The sequence below is a fragment of the Micrococcus sp. FDAARGOS_333 genome (genome assembly GCF_002206575.2).
Taxonomy (GTDB): domain Bacteria; phylum Actinomycetota; class Actinomycetes; order Actinomycetales; family Micrococcaceae; genus Micrococcus; species Micrococcus lylae.
The window spans coordinates 2155698-2178429 of record NZ_NJFJ02000001.1; the positions used below are offsets into that span (position 1 = coordinate 2155698).

Annotated in this window: 11 protein-coding genes and 1 tRNA gene; 5 read left to right on the plus strand and 7 right to left on the minus strand. The window is 73.9% G+C overall.

Features of this window, described 5'->3' with window-relative positions:
- Positions 1-184 precede the first annotated feature (184 nt).
- Together CEQ11_RS09500 and CEQ11_RS09505 are read left to right on the plus strand one after the other, a co-directional pair.
- Positions 185-2359, plus strand: coding sequence for a YgcG family protein (locus CEQ11_RS09500; protein WP_227718830.1), 2175 nt, complete (start codon positions 185-187; stop codon positions 2357-2359).
- A 169-nt stretch (positions 2360-2528) separates the two neighbouring features.
- Entirely contained in the window at positions 2529-3344 is an 816-nt protein-coding gene (locus CEQ11_RS09505) for a PspA/IM30 family protein (RefSeq protein WP_088478461.1), read from the plus strand.
- Positions 3345-3511: 167 nt separating this feature from the next.
- On the opposite strand, the gene CEQ11_RS09510 is transcribed toward CEQ11_RS09505, so the two are convergent.
- From CEQ11_RS09510 to CEQ11_RS09520, 3 genes are all read right to left on the minus strand, one after another.
- A tRNA-Met gene (locus CEQ11_RS09510) sits at positions 3512-3585 on the minus strand.
- Between the two features lie 157 nt (positions 3586-3742).
- A complete protein-coding gene (locus tag CEQ11_RS09515; RefSeq protein ID WP_088478462.1) occupies positions 3743-6919 on the minus strand; it encodes a UPF0182 family protein in 3177 nt (1058 codons plus the stop codon).
- Positions 6920-7082: 163 nt separating this feature from the next.
- Positions 7083-8264, minus strand: coding sequence for a PDZ domain-containing protein (locus tag CEQ11_RS09520; protein WP_088478463.1), 1182 nt, complete (start codon positions 8262-8264; stop codon positions 7083-7085).
- Between the two features lie 272 nt (positions 8265-8536).
- On the opposite strand from CEQ11_RS09520, the gene CEQ11_RS09525 reads away from it, so the two are divergent.
- Complete coding sequence (locus tag CEQ11_RS09525; protein ID WP_088478464.1) at positions 8537-9955, plus strand: zinc-dependent metalloprotease; 1419 nt, start codon at positions 8537-8539, stop codon at positions 9953-9955.
- Positions 9956-10096: 141 nt separating this feature from the next.
- Here the strand turns inward: CEQ11_RS09525 and CEQ11_RS09530 are convergent, their stop codons facing one another.
- Positions 10097-10792 (minus strand): M48 family metallopeptidase, encoded by a 696-nt coding sequence (locus tag CEQ11_RS09530; protein ID WP_088478465.1) that lies wholly within the window; start codon positions 10790-10792, stop codon positions 10097-10099.
- A 205-nt stretch (positions 10793-10997) separates the two neighbouring features.
- On the opposite strand from CEQ11_RS09530, the gene CEQ11_RS09535 reads away from it, so the two are divergent.
- Positions 10998-12014 (plus strand): hypothetical protein, encoded by a 1017-nt coding sequence (locus CEQ11_RS09535; RefSeq protein ID WP_067189072.1) that lies wholly within the window; start codon positions 10998-11000, stop codon positions 12012-12014.
- Positions 12015-12043: 29 nt separating this feature from the next.
- On the opposite strand, the gene CEQ11_RS09540 is transcribed toward CEQ11_RS09535, so the two are convergent.
- Positions 12044-14164 carry an ATP-dependent DNA helicase UvrD2 gene (locus tag CEQ11_RS09540; RefSeq protein WP_067189070.1) on the minus strand — a complete coding sequence of 707 codons (2121 nt, stop codon included), beginning with the start codon at positions 14162-14164 and terminating at the stop codon, positions 12044-12046.
- 154 nt (positions 14165-14318) lie between these two features.
- On the opposite strand from CEQ11_RS09540, the gene CEQ11_RS09545 reads away from it, so the two are divergent.
- Complete coding sequence (locus tag CEQ11_RS09545; RefSeq protein WP_088478466.1) at positions 14319-15407, plus strand: phosphotransferase; 1089 nt, start codon at positions 14319-14321, stop codon at positions 15405-15407.
- A gap of 78 nt (positions 15408-15485) precedes the next feature.
- Here the strand turns inward: CEQ11_RS09545 and CEQ11_RS09550 are convergent, their stop codons facing one another.
- Positions 15486-19121: an ATP-dependent DNA helicase gene (locus CEQ11_RS09550; RefSeq protein WP_227718832.1), complete on the minus strand. Its 3636-nt coding sequence runs from the start codon at positions 19119-19121 to the stop codon at positions 15486-15488.
- On the minus strand, positions 19118-22723 hold the full coding sequence (locus tag CEQ11_RS13175) for an ATP-dependent helicase (RefSeq protein ID WP_067189066.1): 3606 nt from the start codon (positions 22721-22723) through the stop codon (positions 19118-19120). The genes CEQ11_RS09550 and CEQ11_RS13175 overlap by 4 nt, the downstream gene beginning before the upstream one ends.
- Between the last annotated feature and the right edge of the window lie 9 nt (positions 22724-22732).

The following is a 22732-nucleotide window of genomic DNA, read 5'->3' on the forward strand; positions in this document are numbered from 1 at the left end:
GCCGCGGCTTCGCGGAGACAACGCTGTGCCCGCGACACGCCCGCGTCAGCTGTGGGCGGAGTATGCGTCCGATCCCTTCACCGAGGGTGTCCGCCCTGCCTAGACTGCCACCAAGCCGACGCCGCGCGTCGGACCCCGGGGAACCCGGGCATGGCCGCGGCTCCCCGACCGTCAGGAGCGTTCCGTGCAGCGACCACCTCTCCGCCGTCCCGTCCCCGTGCTCGCCCGTGCGGTCCTGGTCGGCGGCGTCGGAGCGCTCGCCGCGGCGGCCGCGACCGGGGCGCATGCGGCCATGGACGTCCCGCCCGGGATTTTCGTGGTGGACCAGGCGGACGTGCTCTCCTCCACCGAGGAGTCCCGTCTCGAGTCCGAGGTCGCACAGCTGCGGCAGGACACCGGCGAGAGCCTCTACGTGGTCTACGTGGACCAGTTCCCGAACGGGGACAAGGCCTTCGTGCAGGACTTCGCGGACACCAACAGCCTGAGCACCAACGACACGGTGCTGGCGATCGCCGTGGAGACCCGCCGCTACGCGCTCGATGCCGCGGACGGATCGCAGCTGAACGCCATGCAGGACGACATCACCCGCACCTACGTGACCCCGTCGCTGCAGAAGAACACCACCGGAGACACCCCGGACTGGCTCGCCCCCGCCGTCGCCGCAGTGCAGGGCGTGGACGACGCCGCAGACGGCACCCTGGACGGCCGTGGAGAGAGCGGCCAGGAGTACACCCCGGACGGCGCCCTGCCCCAGGGCGAGGGCGGGGGCGCGACGACCGGCTCCGACTCCGGCTCCGGTGCGGCCGCAGCGCTCACCGGTGGCCTGGTGGCCGCGGGCCTGGGCGCCGGCGGCTACCTCGTGTGGAAGCGGTCTCGGAAGGACCCTGCCCGGACCCCGGAACGGGGACGGGTCGCCTCCGCCCCTGCGGCGCCGAAGGACCCGTTGGACGAGATGCCCCTCGAGGAGCTGCACGCGAAGGCCGGCTCGAAGCTCGTCGCCGCGGACGACGCGATCCGCTCCTCAGAACAGGAGGTGGGCTTCGCGGAGGCGGCGTACGGCGCGGACGCGATCGCCACCTTCAAGGAGGACATCGCCACGGCGAAGGAGCACATGCGCGCCTCCTTCCAGCTGCAGCAGCAGATGGAGGACGACATCCCGGACACCGAGGAGGACCAGCGCCGCTGGCTCAAGGAGATCATCGGACGCTGCGACGAGGTCGGCGCCGCCCTCGCTGCCCATCAGAAGGAGTTCGAGCAGCTCCGCGACCTGGAGAACCGCGTCCCGGACGCCCTGGGGGAGCTCGGCTCCGCCGTGCCCGCAGCGGAGGAGAAGGTGGCCGAGGCGGAGCAGACCCTCGTGCGCCTGCACTCCTCCTACGCCGACTCCGCCCTCGCCGAGGTCGGGGACAACGCGGAGCAGGCCCGTGAGCGCCTGGACTTCGTGCGGACCGCAGAGGAGAAGGCCCGGACGTCCTGGGACGCCGGGGACCGCCCCACCGCGGCCCTGGCCGTGCGCGCCGCCGAGGAGGCCCTCGACCAGGTGCGCACCCTCACCGAGGCCGTCCGCCGCGCCGAGGGCACGCTCGCCGAGACCATGGAGCACCTGCGCCAGGGTGTGGCCCAGTGCCGCCAGGATGTGGCAGAGGCCCAGGCGGTGGTGGACTCCGGCCGCAGTCCCGAGCTCGCCGGACCGACCGGCGGACTCAAGGCCGTCCTGCAGGACGTTCGCACGCAGATGGACGCCGGCCGCCCGGACCCCATGGACCTGATCCACCGCCTCGAGGCGGCGCACCGTCAGCTCCACGCACCGCTGGCCGGTGTCCGCGACGCCCGCGAACACGCCATGCAGGCCTCTCGCATGCTGCCTTCGGCGATCACCCACGCCCAGGGCCAGATCGACGGCACCGCAGACTTCATCTCGGCCCGCCGCGGCGCCGTCGGCCCCGAGGCACGGTCCAAGCTCTCCGAGGCCGCCCGGACGCTCGACGCCGCCCGCGGCATGCGCACCTCGGATCCGGGCGAGGCGCTCGACGCCGCCCACCACGCCTCCGACCTGGCCGAGCGCGCCTCCGAGCTGGCCCGCCGTGACGTGACCTCGTTCGGCATGCAGTACGGCGGTGCGGGATTCGGCCAGGGCTTCGGCGGCGCCGACCGCTACCGCCGCCGCGGCGGCTCGTCCTTCGGCTCCGGCCTGGGCGGTGCCATGCTGGGAGGCATCCTGATCAACTCGATCCTGAACTCCGGTGGCTCCTCCGGCGGCTCCGACTGGGGCGGCGGAGGATTCGGCGGACTCGGCGGCGGAGGCCTGTCCGGAGGCGACTTCGGCGGATTCGGCGACCTCTCGGGAGGCAGTTTCTGATCCGGCCGGCACACGCCGTCCTTGCGGCACGCGCCGCATGCAGTCCACCGGTCCCACGGACCGGACCGACGCCCCGTGAGGGGCCTCGGACCCGGCCCTGAGGGGGCCTGTACACGATGAACACCGAGTCGGCGGCTCACGGCGCCGGCACCACAGAAGGGAAACGCCCATGGTCAAGCAGTCCATCTTCGGCCGCATCTCCACCCTGGCGAAGGCCAACATCAACGCCATGCTGGACAAGGCCGAGGACCCGCAGAAGATGCTGGACCAGATGGTCCGGGACTACACCAACAACATCGCGGAGGCCGAGTCCGCCGTGGCCCAGACCATCGGCAACCTCCGGATGATCGAGGACGACTACCGCGAGGACCAGGACGCCGCCCGCAGCTGGGGACAGAAGGCCCTCGCCGCCTCCCAGAAGGCCGACCAGTTCCGCTCCTCCGGTGACGAGGCGAACGCCGCCAAGTTCGACAACCTCGCCAAGGTCGCCATCGAGCGCCAGATGGATGCCGAGCGCCAGGCGAAGGCCGCCGAGCCGACCATCACCTCGCAGCGCGAGATCGTCGAGCGTCTCAAGACCGGCCTGGACCAGATGAAGGTCAAGCGCCAGCAGCTGGTGTCCAAGCGCGACGAGCTCACCGCCCGCGCGAAGTCCGCCAAGGCCCAGTCCGCCGTGGCCGACGCCGTGAAGTCCATCGACCTGCTGGACCCGACCTCCGAGGTCTCCCGCTTCGAGGAGAAGGTCCGCCGCGAGGAGGCCCGCGTGCGCGGCCAGCAGGAGCTCGCCGCCTCCTCCCTGGACTCCCAGTTCGAGTCCCTCGAGGACCTGGGCGAGCAGACCGAGGTCGAGGCGCGCCTGGCGGCCCTCAAGGCCGGCGGCTCCCAGCCGTCCGAGCTGACCTCCGGCGCCGGCTCCGAGGACGCCGAGCTCTCCGTGGACTACTCGGCCGAGCAGACCGGCACCGGCACCCGTACCCAGAACTGATCCGCACCGGAGGGGCCCGACGACGGCCACTCCCCCAGACGTGCGGCGGCCCCCGGACTCCCCGGTCCGGGGGCCGCCGCACGTGCGCCGTGTCTCCTGCATGCCGCGGTGCGCCGTCACCGGCATGCACAAGGCCCCCAGGACCGAAGTCCTGGGGGCCTTTCTCGTTGCGGGGGCAGGATTTGAACCTGCGACCTCCGGGTTATGAGCCCGGCGAGCTACCGAACTGCTCCACCCCGCGGCGACTTGTTCTACTTTACACACCTCCGCCGGGAGCACCAAATCGAGGGTGCCCGATCTGGGCGTGACACTGCCCACGCCGGACGGCCCCGGCCTCGTCCCCGCGTGAGGCGGGAGACGGAGGGCCGGGGCCGTCGTCGGGAAGGGCGCCGCAGGCGTCAGTCCTGCGCCTTCTTGGCCTCCTCCTCGGCGGCGATCGCCGCCTCGAGGGCCTTGTTCAGGCGGTCCTGCTGCTTGCCGTACTCGGCCCAGTCGCCCTCGGCCAGCGCCTCCTCGCCGCGCTCGATGGCGTCCTGTGCCTCCTTGAGGGCCTTCTCCAGGTCGGAGCCGGCCGGGGCCGGGGTGTCGCCGCCGGTCTCGCCCTCGTCGGAGCCGCCGTCGTCGGAGCCGCCGTTACCGGCCTCTCCGCCGCCGGTCTCACCCTTGTCGAACTCCTGCTGCTCCTCCGGCGTCACCGCGCCCGAGTCGCCGTCGAAGACCTGGTTCAGGGCCTCCTCCAGGGTGTCGGCGAAGCCGACTTGGTCGCCGAAGGAGACGAGCACCTTGCGCAGGGTCGGGTACGAGGTGGGGCCCGAGGACCGCACGTACACCGGCTGCACATAGAGGATGCCGCCGGCCACCGGGAGGGTGATCATGTTGCCGTTGATCACGTCCGAGGCGCCCTGGCGGAGCAGGTTCAGCTCCTGGGACACGCTGTCGTTCGAGTCGAAGTTCGCCTGCGCCTGGCCCGGTCCGGGGACCGTGGTCTGGCGCGGCAGCTCGAGCAGACGGAGCGTGCCGTAGGAGTCGCGCTTCTGGCCGTCCTCGCCGGTGCCGGCGTCGCCGTCGGCGGAGAGGAAGCCGTACAGCACGTTGCGCTGCTGCGCGCCCTGCGTGATCTGCGGGATGAAGGTCGAGGTCAGCGAGAACGCGGCCTCGTCCTGGCCCGGCATCTGCATGGTCATGTAGTACGGCGGCTGCTTGACGTTGTCGTCGTCCTGGGTCGGGTCCGAGGGGACCGACCAGGCGTCGTTGTTCTCGTAGAAGTCGTCCGCGTCGGTCACGTGGTAGCGGCCGAGCAGCTCACGCTGCACCTTGAACATGTCCTCCGGGTAGCGGACGTGGCCCATCAGCTCCGCGCTCATCTCGGAGTACGGGTGCATGATGTCCGGGTACACGTTCTGCCAGGCCTTCAGCAGCGGGTCCTCGGTGTCCCACGCGTAGAGCTTCACGGTGCCGTCGTAGGCGTCCACCGTGGCCTTCACGGAGTTGCGGATGTAGTTCACCTGGCCGGAGAGGTTGAACTGCTCGTTGCGGCTCAGGGCGTCGGTGGTGGCCTCGCCCAGCGCCTGCGCGGTCGAGTACGGGAACGCGTCCGAGGTGGTGTAGGCGTCCACGATCCACTGGATGCGCCCGTCCACGATCGCCGGGTAGGCGTTCGAGTCCACGGTGAGGAACGGGGCGACCTTCTGGACGCGCTCCACCGGGTCACGGTCGTACAGGATCTGCGATTCCTCGTTCACATCGGAGGACAGCACGAGCTCGGTGGAGCCGAACTTCACCGCGTAGGCGAGCTGGTTGAACAGGTTGCCCACGGACGGGCCGCCGTCGCCGGAGAAGGTGTAGGCGGTGTCCTCGGCGGAGTCGGCGGTCTGCGGGCGGTCGCGCTCCTTCGGCGCCGCGCCCTCGGGAGCGCCCACCACGGAGTACTCGGGCGAGTTGGTGCCGAAGTAGATGCGCGGCTCGTAGTCCTTCTCGTCCGCCAGCGCACCGGTGGTGGGGATGCCGGAGAGCAGGAACTTCGGGCGGCCCTGGGCGGCCACCTCGGAGGCGTCCGCGGCCACCATGCCGTAACCGTGGGTGTAGACGATGTGGCTGTTCACCCAGGACTGGTCCTCGCTGACGTTGACGTCGCGGACGGACACCACGGTGTCGCGGCTCTCCCCCTCGACCTCGTAGCGGTCCACGTGCAGCGTGTCGGGGAAGGTGTAGTACGGGCGGAACTGCTGGAGCTGGCCGTAGGTCTGCGAGAGCAGGTTCGGATCCATCAGGCGGATGTTCGCGGTGTTCGCGGACTCGCCCGCCAGCGCGCCGGCCTCGGCGTCGGTGGCGCCCTCGTAGTTCGTGGTCTCGACGTCCTGCAGGCCATAGGCCTCGCGGGTCATCTCGATGTTCCGCTTGATGTACTCGGCCTCGAGGGAGCGCTCGGAGGGCTGCACCTGGTACTGCTGCACCAGGAACGGGTAACCGGCGCCCACCACGAGCGAGGTGATCACCAGGACCGCGGTGCCCACCAGGGCGACGCGCCAGCGGCCGTTGAGGATGGTCACCACGAACAGGGCGGCCACGATCACCGCGGTCACCGCGAGGATCGCGGAGGTCGGGATCACGGCGTGCACGTCCGTGTACAGGGCGCCGGCCCAGCCGCCGTCCTGCGACTGCAGGGTGCGGTAGCGGGCGAGCCAGTAGTTCACGCCCTGCAGGAGCAGGAACAGCGCGGCGAAGACGCCCACATGGATGCGGGCGGGCTTCTCCACGGTCACGCCGCCGCGCTCCTCCACGCGGATCGAGCCGTAGAGGTAGTGGACCAGCAGGCCGGCGATGCCGGCCACCAGGGTCACGGAGATCAGGAAGCTGACCAGCATTCCGAGGAACGGCAGGGTGGCCAGGTAGAAGCTGATGTCCATGCCGAACTGCGGATCCTGCTTGCCGTAGGGCTCCTGGTTCAGGAACAGCAGGACCGTCTGCCAGCCGTTCATGGCGGCGGAGCCGGCGAACAGGCCGACCACCACGGGAACGGCGACGAACACCAGGCGGCGCATCGGCTCGAGCTGCCGCTGGTACTGGCTCAGCGAGTCGCGGCCGGCCGAGGGCGCCTTCTGTGGGCGGCCCTTCCAGGCCAGGCGCACGGACAGCCACACGGCCGCGGCCATGACGACCGCGGCGACCGCGAACAGGGCCACACGGGTCCAGATCTCCGTCCAGAACACGTCCGCGAAGCCGATCTGGTTGAACCAGAGGATCTCGGTGTAGACGCCGGTGAAGAGCACGAAGAGCCCCACCAGCACGACCACGGAGATCAGGGTGAGCACCAGGGCGCTCGGACGACCCGGTCGACGGGACTGCCCGCCCTTCCGGGCACCGCCGCCCTCGCCACCGTCGCCTCCGCCGAAGGGGCCGCGGCCCGCTCCTCCACGGCCGCCGGCGCCGTCACCGTCGTCGCCGCTGCTGCCGAACGGGTTGAAGGGCCCGAAGGCGCCGAACGGACCTTCGTTCCCCTTCCCCGGCGATCCGCCGGATCCTCCCTGATGCGGCGGGCCTCCGAAGGGCCCGCTTCCTGACTGTCCGAAGCTCACTCGTCTCCTCTGTGGTGCTTCCCGTCCCGCCGCCTGCGGGACTCGTGCTGGTGGTCTCGGCGCCCCGTCCGTCCGACGGGGGCGCCGTGGTGCCGGTGCGGGGTTGCGCGGCACGGCGTCGTGCTGCACTCCCCCTACCGTCCGGGTCGTGGTGCGGCCGGTGTCAGCCGCAGGTGCGCACCCCCTCGGGAGTGCGCCCGTGGGCCACGGCGTCCACCGTGTCCCGAGCCGCGGACAGGGTGTCCACGGCGTACACGGTCAGCCCCTCCGGGACCCGACCGTCCAGATCTGCGCAGTTCTCCATGGGGGCGAGGAACACCTCGGCCCCGGCCTCCCGGGCGCCGCGGACCTTCTGCGGGATGCCGCCGATCGCCCCGACGACGCCGTCCGGGGTGATGGTCCCCGTGCCGGCGATGTGCCGCCCGCCGGTGAGGTCGCCCGGCGAGAGCCGGTCCACGATGGACAGGGCGAACATCAGCCCGGCGGAGGGGCCGCCGATGTCCTCGAGCGCGATGTCGACCTGTACGGGAAACTCGAACGTCTGCTGCAGGTACGCGCCCATGAGCCAGCGGTCCGGCCCGTCGGTGGGGGCCGCGGACACGGGGACCTCGACCCGCGTCTGTTCGCCGTCGCGGCGCACGGTCATGGGCACCGGGTCTCCGCCCGAGGCGTTGAGGACGTTCTTGAGCGCAGGCACGTCCGACACCTGCTCGCCGTCGGCCTCCACGATCACGTCTGCCACCCGCAGCGCCCCCTCGGAGGCGCTGCCCTCGGTGAACTCCTGCACGGTCAGCTGAGTGCGGTAGTCCACGCCGAGCTCGGTGAGCGCGGCCGCGGTGGCGATCTCCTGGGACGAGGCCATGGCGGCCGTGTTGCCGGCGCTGACCTCCTCGGAGGTGGTGCCGGTCGGGTAGACGAGCTCCCGCGGGACCACGTCTGCGCCCGGGTCCAGCAGGGCCCCGAGCAGGTCCGAGGCGGTGGTGGTGCCGGCCGGCGGCCCGCCCACGAGCACGGTGGTCATGTCGAGGCGGCCCCCGGAGGCGCCGTGGTCGTCCACCTGGGCCGTGTCCTCCTCGCCGGTGACGGTGAGGACCTCGTGCCCCTCATAGGTGCCGAGGACGTCGATGGCGGGGCCGGGGCTCTCCACGATGTAGGGGGTCGGCGCGGCCACGGCGACCGTCGCGCTGGCCGCGGCGATCCAGCCGGCCAGGCGAGGCGGCCTGCGGCGGCGGGCGGCCGTCGTGGTGGCTCCGGCGGGCGGCGAGGCGTGGCGGGGTCGGGCCGCAGACGCAGGTCCCCGGGGCGCGTCCGGGCGCGGCTCCGGAGAGGGTGTCTTCTGGGGCACGCGGCACCGCTTCCTGTAGCTCGGCCGAGGCGGGCTCGGCGGGGCGGGTCCGTGCGCCGTCGGCGTGCGACGGACACGGAACGGCCCCGCCAGTCTACTCCGTTCCCCGACGACGGCCCTCGGGCATGTCCTCCCAGGTCGCCCGGGCGCCCGGCAGAGGCCGGGCGCCGGGTCCCGCGGCCGGCCCGCGGCCGTCACCTGGTGGCGAACACCGGCCCGCGGACGGGCCCCGGCACAGACAGGGCACGGCCGACGCCACTACCCTGAAGGACATGACCAACGACCCGAAGAACCCCGGATCCGGCGACGAGCGCGACCCCCTGGAGGAGATGCTCGGGCGCCTCTTCGGCGGTCAGGGCCCGGACCCGGAGGAGATCCGCCGCGCCATGGAGCAGATGGGCGGCCCCGGCGGCGGCGCCATGCCCGGCTTCGACCCGTCGCAGATGGACCCGGCGATGATGCAGCAGATGATGGCCCAGTTCCAGGCGATGATGAACCCGGCCGCGTCCGGCCAGTCCGGCCCCGTGAACTGGGACCTGGCCAAGAACGCGGCCCGCCAGGCCGTGGCCGGCACCGACCCGTCCGTGGGCTCGTTCGCCCGCCGCGAGGTCGACGAGGCGCTGCGCCTGGCCGAACTGTGGCTCGACGGCGCGACCGACACCGAGCAGTCCGGCCTGATCGGCGAGGCCATCTCCCGTGCCGAATGGGTCGAAGCGACCATGGACAGCTGGCGCCGCATGACGGAGCCGGTCGCCACCTCGCTGTCCCGGGCGATGTCCGCGGCGATCGAGCAGCAGCTCTCCCGGCAGATGCCCGAGGAGATGGCAGGCATGCTCGGCGGCCTGGAGGGCCTGAAGCCGATGCTGCAGAACATGGGCGGCACCATGTTCGGCCTGCAGCTGGGCACGGCCGTGGGCGAGATCGGCAAGGACGTTCTCTCCGGCACGGACATCGGCTTCCCCCTGGCCGGCCACACCCTGTCCATGCTGCCGGTGAACATCGAGGAGTTCGGGGACGAGCTGTCCGTCCCGGACGACCAGCTGCGCATCTACCTGGCCCTGCGCGAGGTGGCCCGGATGCGCCTGTTCCTCCACTCACCGTGGCTGGAGCGGGACCTGTTCGCGGCGATCGAGCAGTATGCCGCCGGAATCCGCCTGGACACCGAGGGCATCGAGTCCGCCGCGGCGAACGTGGACCCGATGGACCCGGAGTCCATGCAGCAGGTGTTCGACGGCCGTTCCTTCATCGCCGAGCCGGACGCCACCCAGCGCGCCGCCCTCGAGCAGCTGGAGCTGCTGCTGGCCCTGGTGGAGGGGTGGGTGGACGTGGTGGTCGCCGAGGCCGCCGCTCCCCTGGACCACGCCGCGGCGCTGCGCGAGACCATGAACCGCCGCCGCGCCTCCGGCGGCCCGGCCGAGCACGCGTTCGCCGCGCTCGTGGGTCTTGAGCTGCGCCCGCGCCGCCTGCATGCCGCCTCCGACCTGTGGGCGGAGATCACGAAGACCCACGGCAAGCAGTACCGGGAGGAGGTCTGGCGCCATCCGGAGCGCCAGCCCACCGCCGAGGACCTGGTCGATCCGACCGGCTACGCCGGCCGCCGCGAGGAGCAGGACAGGACCACCGACTCCCTCGACGACGAGCTGCGCCGCCTGCTGGACGGCGGGTTCGGGGACGCCCCGCAGGAGAAGTGATCCCCTCCTGCTGACCGCCCGGTCCTTGCCGACGACGGCCGCCCTCCGCCCGCGACAGGCGCACCCGGGACGGTCGTCCGATGGAGACGACGAGGCCGCCGCTCCCCTGCCGGGGCGGCGGCCTCCTCGCGTTCAGGACGTTCAGGACTCGGTGTCCGCAGCCTGGTCCGGGGTGGCGTCCGGCACGGCGTCCGGGCTGAGCCCGCGGCCGGTGGCGAAGGTGACGCCCTGGAGGAAGGCCATGGCCTGGGCGTAGCGGTCGTACCGGGACACCAGGCGCCGGAAGGCCGGTCCGTGGCCGGACTCGAGCAGGTGGGCCAGCTCGTGGACCAGCACGGCGTCCAGGACCCACTCCGGCATGCCGTGCACCTGGGTGGAGATGCGGAGGGTGCGACGCGACGGGGTGCAGGAGCCCCACCGCTGCCGCTGCCGGGAGGACCAGGTCACGGACGTCGGGCGGGGCGCCTCGGGCACAAGGCGAGCGCGGAGGCGCTCCGCTCGGGCGGCCAGGGAGCCGTCGTCGGGTGCGGGACCGTCGTCGTGGGCCGCCGGCGGGGCCGGGGCCTTGGCGATCATGCGCTCGATCCACTGGCGCTCCTCCCCCGCCGCCAGGCCGGCGGGCAGCAGGATGCGCAGCCGGCCGTCCCGCCAGGCCGCGGACACGGTGCGGCGACGGGCCGTGGAGCGGATGAGCGTCAGCGGGACCCCATGGACCTCGGCGAGCTCGGTGGTGCGCACGGCGGGGGCGCGGCCGGAACGGCCGCCGGACGAGGCGCGGGAGCCAGGCGCTGTGCGGCGCGGAGTCGAGCGGCGACGCGATCCTCCGTTGAAAGGCATCCCCACATTGTGCACCGTCCGGGACTCGGAGGCGGCACCTGTGGAGGACCGAACCGCACGGGCGTCGTCGGGGGACGGCCTGCTGTGGACGGCCGCGGGGCCGTCGGACGCGTCGATGCGACGCTGGAACGGACCCGCCGCGGACGGATCCGCGGCGGACCGGAGTGGTCGCAGGCGTCGTAAGGGACGCCGGAGGGGACAGAGCATGCGGATCGATCCGACGGTGTCGACGGTGCAGGTCGGCCCGGGGCAGGTGCAGGTGGGCAACGGGCCGCGGGCCGTGGTGGTGGACGTCCGGCCCCGCGGGGTGCGGACGCTGCTGGCCGAGCTGTCGGCGGGGACGGTGGCCGGACGCGGCTCCGCGGCTGCGCTGGCGCGCCGCTGCGGCATGGAGGAGACGGAGCTGGCCCTGGTGCTGGAGGGCCTGGCACCGGTGCTGGTCGAGGGCGCAGGGGCGGACGGCGCAGCGGACCCTGGGGCGGACAGCGCAGCGGACCCCGGAGCAGACGGGCGCCGGGACAGCGGCGGGAACGAGACGCAAGTTGCTCCGGCGCCGAGCCGGGCGCTGCCGGACGCCGTGCACGTGGACGGGCTCGGGCCGACCGGGGCCGCGGTGGCCGACCTGCTGGCCGCCGCCGGGGTCGGACGGTTCGGGCTGACGGACCAGCGCCCGGTGCGGGCGGAGGAGCTGGGCCACGGGCTCGTCACCGCGGACGTCGGACGGCCGCGGAACGAGGCGCTGGCCCAGCGCCTCGGAGACCGCGGGGTCGCCGCGGTGGCCTGTCACCCGGCTGGACGCCGCGCGATCGGGGCGGTCACGGTGACGGTGGCGGCGGGCGCCTGGGACGCGGACCGGCTGGCCCGGGCGCAGGCCGGCGGGCACATCGTCCTGCCGGTGGTGCTGCGTGACGAGGACACGCTCGTGGGGCCCTGGTGCGCGCCGGACGTCCCGGGATGCCCGCTGTGCTGGGAGCGCTGGGCCGGACAGGAGGACCCGCTCCGGGCGCAGCGGACCGCGGCACTGCACCGGGCCGGGGCCGGCCGGGACCCGGTGGAGCGGGCCCGCCTCACGGCCTGCGTGGTGGTCGCGGCCCTGAAGAGCGGGCCGGTGCCGGGACTCGCCTGGCGGGTGCGGGACCAGGCCCCCGGACCACGGTCGTCGCCCCTGGGCGTGGACGAGGAGTCCGTGGCGCCCTGGCCGGGCTGCGCCTGCGGCGGGTGAGGGCTCTGGCGAGGGGCGGCTCGGACAGCTCAGGCGACGTCGGTGCCGTGGAGCAGCTCGATGACCTCTTCCCCGTAGGACTCCAGCTTGATCCTGCCGACGCCGGAGATCCTGAGCAGCTCGGCCGCGGAGCGCGGCATGGTCTCGGCGATCGCGACGAGCGTGGCGTCCGTGAACACCACGAACGGCGGCTTGCGCATCTGCTTCGCCTTGGCCGTCCGCCAGTCCTTGAGCGTGTCCAGAACGGCCTCGTCATAGGTGGCCGGGCAATCGATGCAGCGCCCGATCTTTCGCTCGGCGCCGGTGTCCAGGACCTCGCCGCAGGTGCGGCAGGTCGCGGGGGCCGCGCTGCGCCGGCGGCGGGCCGGGGCGGCCGACGCCGAGGCCGCCGCGGCCTTGCGGTTGCCTCCGAGCGTGGAGTCGATCGCGGACAGGAAGCGGGACGGCCTGCGGGTGGACCGGCCGCCGCCGCGGGACAGCGTCCAGGTCAGACAGAGGTGCTTGCGCGCACGCGTGATTCCCACGTAGAGCAGGCGGCGCTCCTCGTCCACCTCCGCGGGGGTGTCCGCGAAGGAGATCGGCATGAGCCCCTCGGACAGGCCCACGAGGAAGACGGCGTCCCACTCCAGGCCCTTGGCCGAGTGCAGGGACGCCAGGGTGACGCCCTGGACCGCCGGGGCGTGCTGGTGCTCGGCGCGCTCGTCCAGCTCGGCCACCAGCTCGGTGAGGGTGAACTCCGCGCCGCGGGTGTCCGCCAGCTGCTCGGCCAAATGCACGAGCGCCCGCAGGGACTCCCACCGCTCGCGGTGGGCCCCGGAGCCGGCCGGAGGCTCGTCCGTGTAGCCGAGTGAGGACAGCACGTCCTTGACGCGCTGGATCACGTCGGCACCGGTGAGGTCCTGGGCCGCGCGGGCGGCCGCCCGCAGCTGCAGGATGCCGTCCCGGACCTCGGCGCGGGAGAAGAACCGCTCGCCGCCGCGCAGCAGGTAGCCGATGCCCGCCGTGGTCAGGGCGGTCTCGAACGCCTCGGACTGGCCGTTCGTGCGGAAGAGGACGGCGATCTCCGAGGCGGGCACGCCCTCGTCGATGAGCCGCTTCGCCTGCTCCGCGACCCAGCCGGCCTCGGCCTCGTCGTCGTCGCACTCGGCGAACACGACCTGCGGGCCGGACTCGCGCTGGGACACCAGCTGCAGCGGCTCCGGCCACGCCGGGAGGGAACGGTCGCGGGCCCCGGCGCGGGTGCGGTCGGCCAGCAGCCGGTTGGCGGCTTCGACCACCTGGGGGCTGGAGCGGTAGTCCCGGACGAGCTTCACCTGGGTGGCGTCCGGGTAGCGCTCGCGGAAGCCCGTGAGGAAATCGGAGGTCGCGCCGGTGAAGGAGTAGATGGTCTGGGAGGCGTCGCCCACCACGCAGAGGTCGTCGCGGCCGCCGAGCCACAGGTCCAGGAGCCGATGCTGCAGCGGAGAGACGTCCTGGTACTCGTCCACCACGAACACCCGGTACTGCTCGCGGACGGTGGCCGCGATGCGCTCCTCGGACTCCAGGATGGCCACCAGGATCAGGAGCACGTCCTCGAAGTCGATGGCCTGCTGCGCCGTCTTGAGCTCCTCGTAGCCGGCGTAGAGGCGGGCCACGGTGACCGGGGTCCAGCCGGAGGGCATGTCCCGCTCCGCGGCCGCCTCGGCGTAGGCCTCGGGGGCGTGCAGGGACACCTTCGCCCACTCGATCTCCGAGGCGAGGTCACGCAGGGCGGCGCGGTCCACGCTCATGCGCATGCGCTGGGCCACCTGCGTGAGCAGGCGGACCTTGTTCTCCATCACGTTGGGCATGGACCCGCCCACGGCATGGGGCCAGAAGTAGCGCAGCTGGCGCAGGGCGGCCGCGTGGAAGGTGCGGGCCTGGACGCCGTGGGCGCCGAGGTCGCGCAGGCGGGTGCGCATCTCCGCGGCGGCGCGCGCCGTGAAGGTCAGCGCCAGCGTGCGCTGCGGGTCGTAGACGCCGCAGGCCACGCCGTACGCGATGCGGTGGGTGATGGCGCGGGTCTTGCCGGTGCCGGCGCCTGCGAGGATGCAGACGGGTCCGTGGAGCGCGGTCGCGGCCTGGCGCTGCTCGGCGTCGAGGCCGCGGAGGATCTCATCGGGCGAGCTCACGGGTGTTCCAGACTCCTTCGGGCGCTTCGGCGTCGGCGTGCCCGCACGGGCAGGCGCTCCACCGTATCAACGGCGTCTGGACGGGGCCCGAGAGCCACACCGGGGCCGGTGTCGCCCCAGGGCGACGAGCCCGGACGGACCTAGGATTGTGGGCGTGAACCGTCAGCCCATGCATCTCGCCGCCCTTGCCGCCGCTGCCGTCCCGGGCCTGTCCCCGACCGGCGTGCTGGCCAGCCCGGACGACCCCGCGGACTTCTCCTCGGCGATCGTGCTGGCCGAGAGGGGCGAGCGCTGGCGCGTCCGCTCCCCGCACACCCCGGAGGCCGCCATGCGCCTGGAGACCGAGCTTCAGGTGCTCGCCGGCTTCACGCCTGCCGTGCGGGCGAACCTCCCCTTCCGCACCCCGTCCGTGGCCGGTGCCGTCCGCTTGGACGGGCTGCGCACCTTCGTCTACCAGGACATGCCGGGGGCCGTGCATCCGCTCGAGGACCTGGTGGACGCCGGCGAAGCGGCCGTGGCGGACGTCGCCCGGGTGATGGCCGCCATCCACACCCTCCCGGACCAGGTGGTGGCCCTGGCCGACCTCCCGGTGTACACCCCCGAGCAGGTCCGCACCCGCCGGCTCAACGAGCTGGACCAGGCCGCGACCACCGGCCGCATCCCGGCCACGCTGCTGCGCCGCTGGGAGACCGCCCTGGAGGAGAAGGAGCTCTGGAGCTTCGAGCCCGTCCCGGTCCACGGCGACCTGCACGAGGAGAACCTGCTGCTCGAGCGCGGCCGGGTGGTCGGGGTGACCGGATGGACCGACCTGCATGTGGGCGACCCGGCCGTGGACTTCGCCTGGCTGGCCGCCGTCGAGGACCCCGACTTCGCAGACCGCGTGCTCGAGGCCTACCGTGCGCGCCGGGGGGCCGCCGGCGCCGCCGACGACGGCGACGAGCACCTGATGCGCCGCGCCGCCCTGGTGGCCGAGTTCGCCCTCGCCCAGTGGCTGGTGCGCGGCGTGGACCGCCACGACACGGCCATGGTGGCGGAGGCGGAGGAGATGCTCGGCGAGCTCGAGGACGGGATCCGGGCGGCCGAGGAGGCCGAGCGCGCCGCCGAGCAGGCCCGCCGCGCCGAGGCGGAGCGCGCCGAGCTCGGCGCCCCCGCCTCCGACGTGGACGACGAGGCCGAGACCGGCGTGCTGCCGGCAGTGCCGCCGTCCGGCACGCCGCGCACCGGCGGCTCGCACCAGGCCTGATCCGGCGCCGGCCGCCGAGGCTCTCTGCCGGCCCGCGACGGTCGAGGAGGCCGGTCACCCCGCAGCGGCCGCCTGGTGTCAGGGGCTGCCCAGCGCCTCACGCAGGATCCGCTCCAGCTCCTCCTCCCCGGGGAGCGCCTCCATGGTGCGCTCTTCGCCGTGGGCGATGTAGACGAAGCTGGCGCCGATGTTCTCCAGCGGGATCCCGTGGAGCCGTGAGAAGGCCAGCCGGTAGACGGCCAGTTGCAGCGCCTTGTTCTCCAGATCCCGGCCAGTGGGGACCCGGCCGGTCTTCCAGTCCACGAGCTCCCACTGCGCCTGCGGGTCGAAGGGGTCGGCCGGGTCTCCTCCGGAGCGGTAGACGGCGTCCACGCGGCCGCGGAGGGTCACTCCGGCCACCGTGGTCTCCAGCGGCGCCTCCACCTGGGCGGGAATCCGGTCCGCCCAGCGGGAGGACAGGAACCACTGCTGCATCGGCTCGAGGTCGAGGGCGTCGTCCATCCACTGGTCGGCGGCGTCGTCCGGGTCGTCGATGTCCAGCATGCCGGTGGCCTCGAAGCGGTCCTCGAGCCAGGCGTGGAAGGCGGTGCCGCGGCGGGCGGCGTGGGCCGGCGGGCGGGGCATCGGCCTGCGCAGCTGCTCAGCCACGGCCTCCGGGTCCTTCGCCAACTCGCCGTACAAGGAGACGGACAGGTGCTGCGGCAGGGCCACCTCGCCGCTGGCGTCCTGCAGGGCGCGCTCGCGCAGCACGGCCCACTCCAGCTGGGCGCCGAGCGCCGAGTCCAGGTCCAGGTCGGCAGGATCGGCTCCGCGCACGGCAGCGGCGGCGGCCTCGACGGCCGCGCGGCGTCCGCGGGAACGGCGCGGCAGCTCGGTCCAGGCCTCGCGGTCCTCGGGGTCGTCCGGGTCCACGTCGTAGGCGATCGGGCCCTCGAGCGGGTCGAACGGCCAGAGGGCCGCCCGCATGCGGCCGGCGGTGGGGTTGGCGTCGGTCCGCTGCTGGTCGGTGAGGCGAGTCCCCCAGCCGACGCCGGCGACCGGTGTGGGGCCGTCCTCGGCGAGCTCGGCGGCCTCGGCGAAGAACTCGGAGACCTCCACGGGCGTCTTGTTGGTCCCCTTCCACTGGCAGGTGCTCAGCCAGAGGCGGCTGCGGGCGCGGGTGAAGGCCACGTAGGCCAGGCGCCGCTCGTCCCGGAGCGCGTGCTCGGTGAGCAGGGTGGCGAAGTCCGGGCGGGAGCCGAGCAGCTCGAGGGCGGCCTTGGCCTTCACGGTCCCGGAGCTCTGCACCCAGTCGCGGTCGTTCTCGGCCCACGAGTGGTCCCACTGCGGGAGGGCGTTCCGGTCTCCGCGCAGGGGCCACGGAAGGGCGCCGGCGCCGAGGGCCATCCAGCGGTCGGCACGGGTGGAGGGGAAGGCGCCGCGCACCAGGCCGGGCACGGCCACGACGTCCCACTCCAGGCCCTTGGAGGCGTGGGCGGTGAGGACGGAGATCGCGCGCGGGTCCGGCTCGGCGTTCTCGATGCCCAGGCCCTTCTCGTGCTCGGCGGCGGACTCGACCCAGGCGAGGAATCCGGCCAGGTCCACGGTGCGTCCGACGGCGCGGCGACCGAACTGCCGGGCGGTGTCGATGAAGGCGTTCAGGTGCCGCCGGGCGGCCACGGCGGAGGGTCCGGGGCGCAGGGCGAGCTCGACGTCCAGGCCGGTGGCGCGCTCGACCTCGCCGATCATCTCGGCCGGGTCCATGTCCGTGCGGCGGGCCAGGCGGCGGAGCATGTCCCGGGCGGCGGTGAGCCGGCGCAGCCCCTCGGCGGAGAAGGTGCGCCCGTCGCGGCCGGTCCAGCGGCTCGACTCGCGGGGCAGGTCGTCCAGGGCCTCGAGCAGCACGGCGGTGTCCGCGTCCTCCTCCGGGCTGGTGTCCTCGAGGCGGGCGGCCTCCTCGTCGCTCTGGCGCGTGCGCAGCCGGGCGACGAAGCGGGCGCGTTCCTTCAGCAGCGCCAGGTCGGCCGGGCCGATGCGCCAGCGCGGGCCGGAGAGCCAGCGAACGAGGTGGTCGGAGCGGCCGGGCTCGGCCACCACATGCAGGACGGCGAGGACCTCGGCGACCTCGGGCAGGGACAGCAGGCCGTTGAGCCCGAGGACCTGGTAGGGGGCGCCGGCGGCCTCGAGCGCGTCGATCACCGGGCCGAACTGGGCGCGTCCGCGGCAGAGGATCGCCCGCGAGGGCACGGGGCCGTCGCCGGCGTCGTCGGCGAGCCGCTGCATCCGGGCGACGAGGTCGGCGGCCTCCTCCTCGCCGGTCACGTACTCGTCCAGGCGGACCTCGCCGGCGGAGGCGCCGGGGCGCGACTGCAGGGGTTGCACCTGGACGGTGTCCGTCTCCGGCTGGGCCATGGGCGCCACGATCCGGTTGGCCAGGGCGAGGATCGACTCGTCGTTGCGCCAGGCGGTCGTCAGGTGGGACACGTCCGCCGGCCTCAGCCTCCCGACGACGGCCCCCTCCCCCGTCTGCGCCTCGCCGTCCGCGGCGGCCGGGTCGGCGCCGGGCGCCTGCCGCGCGTCCTCGTCCCTCGCCGGGAAGCGGTGAGGGAAGTCGAAGAGCTGCCCGGCGGAGGCGCCGCGGAATCCGTAGATGGACTGGTGGGGGTCGCCGACGGCGGTGACGCAGTGGCCGACGCCCTCGCCGGAGGACGCGCCGAAGAGCCCTGCGAAGATCGTCATCTGGGCGTGGGATGTGTCCTGGAACTCGTCCAGCAGGACCACTCGATAGCGGTCTCGCTCGATGTGGCCGACCTCGGGGACGTCGGCGGCGATGCGGGCAGCATGGCGGAGCAGGTCGCCGAAGTCCATGACCTCGGCCTCCTCCTTGGCGGCCGTGTAGGCCTCGACCATGTGCGCCATGAGCAGCCGGGCCCGCAGGGAGAAGAGCAGCTCGCCGGCCTCCTTGTTGCGGGCGGCCCCGGCACGGGTCGGCGGCAGGGAGGCGCCGTGGGCGATTTCGGCGGCCAGGTAGTCGCGGACGGCGTCGGGCTCGACGAGGTGCTCGGCCATGTCCCCGGCCAAGCCGAGCGCGCCGGAGACGAGCGTGGACAGGGCGGGTGCACCCTCCTGCAGGTCCACATCCGCGTCCTCGGCGATCTGCCGCATCATCCGATACGCGTCGGCGTCGGTGATCTGCACGGCACCGGGTTCGACGCCGATGCGCAGCCCGTGGTCCCGGACGAGGGCGCCGGCGTAGGAGTGGTAGGTGGAGACGGCGGCGCGGCCAAGCTCCTCGGCAGTGCCCTCGAACCCGGGGATCTCGAAGCCGGGCACGGCGAGCAGCCGCTCGAGGCGGCCGTTGATGCGGTGGGCGAGCTCGCCGGCGGCCTTGCGGGTGAAGGTGACGCCGAGGACCTGGTCCGGGCGGACGAGTCCGTTGGCCACGAGCCAGACGACGCGGTCGGCCATGGTGGCGGTCTTGCCGGAGCCGGCGCCGGCCACCACCAGGCGCGGCGTGAGCGGCGCCTGGATGACCTCGGCCTGCTGGGCGGTGGGCCGCAGCCAGGTGCCGGCCTCCTGCTCGGCCTCGGTGGCCAGGAGGCGGGCGAGCTCGTCGGGGCTGTAGCGGATCTGCATGGGCTGCTCCACGGTCTGGGCTGGGCTGCTCGGTGCTGGGCTGCTCTGGGCTGTGCCGCCGCCCGGGCGGCCGGCGGTGGTGCTGGGGGCGTCGGTCACCGGGTCCACTCGGTCACCTGCCGTCCCTCGGAGCACAGCGGGCAGAGCGCCGCGTGGCGGCAACGGTCCCCTGTGCCGTGCAGGGTCAGGTAGAACGGGCCGACCGTCCGGCCGGCGGCGAGCGCCAGCTGGGCCCATGCCCACTCGTCGTCCTCGCCGAGGGCGGGCTGGTCCTGGACCTTGACCTTCTTGGTCCCCGCGCCGAGCTGCACGAGCCCGGCGCCGCCGGGCTCGGTGGGTCGGGAGACGCCGGGGACCTCGACGCCCTCGGCGGTGAGCGCGCCCGCGGCGAGGGCCACCTGGTAGGCCGCCAGCTGGGGCTGGCGCAGCATCTCCTTCTGCGTGGGGGTGCTCCGGCCGGTCTTCAGGTCGATCACGTAGGGGCGTCCCTCGGCGTCCACCTCGAGACGGTCGATCACACCGGTGATGCGCACGGTGACGTCGGCCAGCGGCACCGGCACGTCGATCCGGATCTCCTGGGCCACGCACACACGGCCGGCGTCGCGGGACTCGGGCAGGTAGCGGATGAAGGTCTCCACGAGCTCACGGACCCGCTCCAGCTGGACCTCGCCGGTCCAGCCCGCCGGCAGGCCGAGCTCGGGCAGGCGACGCTCGACCTCGTCCCGCAGCGCTTCGGGCGGGCCGGCAGGGTGGGCCTCACAGACGCTGTGCACGAAGGTGCCCACGGACTGCGCCAGGGTGGTGGTCGCTTCGGCCCCGGCCTGGGACATGATCCAGTCGAGCGGGTTCTGCAGGAGCATCTGGGCGCGCGAGGGGGACAGCCGGACCTCTCCGGCCGGGTCCACGACCGGTTCCTGCGAGGACAGCGGGGCCAGGCCCCACCAGTGGTCCGGATGGGCTGCCTCCACGCCCTGGGCGGCGAGCCAGGCGAGGCCGCCCGCGGCCTCGGCGCCGTCCTTGCCCTCGCCCTCCTCCAGCGAACGCCGCATCCGGGCCACGAGGGCGCCGGTGGTGAGCGGGTCGGGGACCTCGGTGCAGACCAGCTCGCCCTTCTCGGTGCGTTCGGGGCGGGCGATCAGCTCGAGGAACTCGGACGGTGCCGCCTCATGGTTGACCACGGCCGTGCCGACCACCGTGTGACGGGCCCGTGAGACCGCGGCGGCGAACGTGCGCAGCTCATCCTGGCGGGTCTCCTGCAGGCGGATCCGGTGCGGGGTCGGCCAGGCCGCGCCCTGACGGTGCAGGACGAGGTCCGCCAGGTCCGTGGCGCCGAGCAGCTGGCCGCGCAGGCGGGTGTTGGGCCAGACGCCGTCCTGGATCCCGACGACCAGCACGGTGTGCCAGCCGCGGCCGGCCGCGGAGGCGGGGGTGAGCACGTGCACGGCGTCCCGTCCGGACGCGCCGCGGGCCAAGGAGTCCATCGGCAGATCCTGGGACTCCATGTAGCGGGAGAACGCTGCGGGGGCAGCGCCGGGGAACTGGTCCACATAGCGCTCGACCATCTGGAACAGGGCGACGACGGCGTCGAGGTCCGCGTCCGCGCGCCGGCCCTCGCGGGCGGCGTCCGGGCGGTCGGTCTTGCCGAGCGCAAGACGGCGCCATGCCTCCCCGCGTTCGGCGGCCTCCCAGACGGCCCAGAGGACGGTCTCCGCGGTGGCCCCCTCCTGCCGGGCGGCGTCGAGCCCGGCGTGGAGCATGCGGGACAGGCGCTGCAGGCCGTGGTGGCGAGGCGCCTCCTCCCCCAGCAGCGAGGGGTCCAGCAGGGCGGCCGGAAGCAGCACCTCGGAGCGACGGCGTCCGCCGCGGGCGCGCTCCGTGGCGAGCAGGTCCTGGCGCAGGCGGCGCAGGTGCAGCGGCGTGGTGCTGCCGTAGCGGCCGCGCAGCAGGTGCTGCACGTCGAGGGAGTCGAGGACGTCCGCGAGCACGTCCTGGCGGTCCTCCTCGGCGGTGTCCCGGCCGTCCTCGTCCACGAGGGCGGCCACCACGGTCAGCAGGTGCAGCAGCGGGGCCACCGCGGGCTCGTCCTTGAGGACGGTGCCGGCGACGTCGCGGACGACCGGCACGCCCTCCGACTCGAGGAACGCGGTGATCTCGGCGACGCGGGAACCGGCGCGGGCGATCACGGCGATCTCGTCCAGGGGCACGCCCTGGCCGTGGTGGACCTGCAGCACGCGCTGCAGGACGAGGCGGTCCTCGTGCGCGGCGGTGGGCACCACGTGGACCTCGGCCGCCGGGGCCGGGATCTGTCCGCCGTCCGGCCCCTCGGTGCTGTCCGGCCCCTCAGTGTTGTCCGGCCCCTCAGTGCTGTCCGGCCCCTCAGTGCTGTCCGGCCCCTCGGTAACGTCCGGCCCCTCAGTACCGTCGTCCGTGCGGTCCTCGGCCGCCCGGGTCAGCCCACGCACGCGCGCCAGGTCCGCGGAGGCGGTGGCCACGCGTCGGGCCACCCGCTCCCAGGCCTCGAGCACGGGGGCGGACATGCGGTGGCCCTGGGTGAGCACGTGGATCCGTTCGGCGGCCGGACGCGGCCCGCCCTCCTCGTCCAGACGGGCCGGATAGGAGCCGACCTCTGCCGGGACGGCGCCGCGGAAGCCCTGCACGGTGGTGTCCGGGGAGGCGGCGAGCAGTGCGTCGGTGCCGCGGGCGATCACCGCGAGCAGGTCGTGGACCGCCGGGGTCGCCTCCTGCAGGTCGTCCACCACCACAAGCCGCAGCCTCCGGCGCTCGGCTGCGGCGAAGGCCTCCGTGGCTGCGGCACGCTCCGGGTCGTCCGGGTCCACGTCCGTGAGCACGCGGACGGCTGCGGAGATCAGACCGGCGGGGTCGAACGCCTCGGCCATGCCCAGGTCGATGCGGTCGCGGTAGTCCTGCACGAGGATCGCGGCGGCCTCCCACTCGGGTCGGCCGTGCCGGGCGCCCAGCTCCTGCAGGTCCCCCGGCTCCACGCCGAACTCACTCATGCGGTCCACGAGCTCGCGGACCTCGCGGCGGAAGCCGCGGGTGCCGACGGCCTCGGACACGGACGGCGGCCAGTCCGGACCCACCGCGGTGCCCTCCGCGTAGCCGTCCAGCAGCTCGGCGATCACGGTGTCCTGCTCGGCGCCGGAGAGCAGGCGCGGCGGCCGGGCCAGGTGCCGTAGGGGGCCGTCCACACGGGCGCGGCGGATCAGGTCGAACGCGTAGGAGGACCAGGTGCGCACCGGTGTGACGGCGCGCGTGCCGTGGCCGGTGGCCTCGAGGCGCACGGTCAGGGCGTCCCGCAGGCGAGCCGCGGCCTGGCGGGTCGGTGCGAGCACGAGCACGGACTCCGGGTCCAGCCCCGCCTCGAGCCGGCGGGCGACGGCCTCCACGAGCGTCGCGGTGCGACCGGTGCCCGGGCCGCCGAGCAGCAGGACGGCGCCGTGCCCGGCGGTGAGCGAGGCGACGGCCTCCTGCTCCTCGGCGAAGGCTCCCGGACCCGTCTTCGCGGTGTCCGGTCCGCGCAGCCGGGCCGCCACGGTGCCCTCGACGGTGGACGTCTCCGCCCAGGACTCCTCCCACGCCTGCCGCTGCTCCTGCCGCAGGGCGGCGACCTCCTGCACGTCGTCCGCGGCCGGATGGTCGGCGACGTTCGGCGGGGCGGGGTGCTCGGTGCTCTGGTCCATGTCCCCGAT